The organism is Mesorhizobium sp. M2A.F.Ca.ET.042.01.1.1 (genome assembly GCF_003997405.1).
Taxonomy (GTDB): Bacteria; Pseudomonadota; Alphaproteobacteria; order Rhizobiales; family Rhizobiaceae; genus Mesorhizobium.
The window spans coordinates 1-1,281 of record NZ_RZRX01000561.1 but is presented as its reverse complement, the minus strand read 5'-3'; the positions used below and the strand labels follow the sequence as shown (position 1 = coordinate 1,281).

1 protein-coding gene is annotated in these 1,281 nt (G+C 67.0%); it reads left to right on the top strand.

Annotated elements, in window-relative coordinates; translation table 11 throughout:
• Positions 1–5: 5 nt before the first annotated feature.
• Positions 6–1,281 (top strand): 5-aminolevulinate synthase (hemA, locus tag EOA23_RS34825; protein ID WP_127307326.1); only part of this gene is annotated, 1,276 nt, incomplete at its 3' end.

Genomic DNA, 1,281 nt, shown 5'->3' with positions numbered 1-1,281 from the left:
TCGACATGAATTACCAGCGGTTCTTCGAGGATGCGATCGACCAGCTCCACGCGGAGCGGCGCTACCGCGTCTTCGCCGACCTCGAGCGCATGGTGGGCAAGTTCCCGCGCGCCATCTGGCGTTCCAACGGCCGGGCCCAGGAAATCACCGTCTGGTGCTCCAACGACTATCTCGGCATGGGCCAGAACGAGGATGTGATTGCCGCCTTCCAGACCGCGGCCGGCAAGATGGGCTCGGGCGCCGGCGGCACCCGCAACATCTCCGGCACCTCCAACCCGCTGGTCGAGCTCGAGCAGGAGCTCGCCGACCTGCATGACAAGGAGGCAGGGCTCGTCTTCACCTCCGGCTTCGTCTCCAACGAGGCCTCGATCTCGACCATCGCCCGGCTTTTGCCCAACTGCCTGGTGCTCTCCGATGAGCTCAACCATGCCTCGATGATCGAGGGCGTGCGCCGCTCCGGCGCGGAAAAGAAGATCTTCCGCCACAACGACGTCGCGCATCTGGAAAGCCTGCTGCAGGCGGCAGGACGCGAACGCGCCAAGCTGATCGTGTTCGAGAGCGTCTATTCGATGGACGGCGACATCGCGCCCATCAGAGAGATCGTCGAGCTGGCCGAGCGCTACAACGCCATGACCTATATCGACGAGGTGCATGCGGTGGGCATGTACGGACCGCGCGGCGGCGGCATCACCGAACGCGAGGGCCTGGCCGACCGCATCGACATCATCGAGGGAACGCTGGCCAAGGCCTTCGGCACGCTCGGCGGCTACATCACCGGCACCAGTGCTGTGATCGACGCGGTGCGCTCCTATGCGCCGGGCTTCATCTTCACCACCGCGCTGCCGCCGGCGATCGCGGCCGCCGCCACCACCTCGATCCGCCACCTGAAGCGCTCGCAGGCCGAGCGCGACGCGCAGCAGCGCCAGGCGGCGCGCACCAAGCAGGTGCTTGCCGCGGCGGGCCTGCCGGTGATGGACTCGGCCACCCATATCGTGCCGGTGCTGGTCGGCGACCCCGAGCTCTGCAAGATGGCGAGCGACCGGCTGCTTGGCGTGCACGGCATCTATATCCAGCCGATCAACTATCCGACGGTGCCGCGCGGCACCGAGCGGCTGCGCATCACGCCGACACCGTTCCATTCGGACGCGCTGATCGCCGAATTGCAGGACGCGCTGGTCGAGACCTGGGATGCGCTGGGCATCCCCTATGCCGGCTCAGGCCGTCCCGCCGTCGCCAAGACCGACCGGATCATTCCGCTGCTGGTGAACAAGGCAGGCGGCT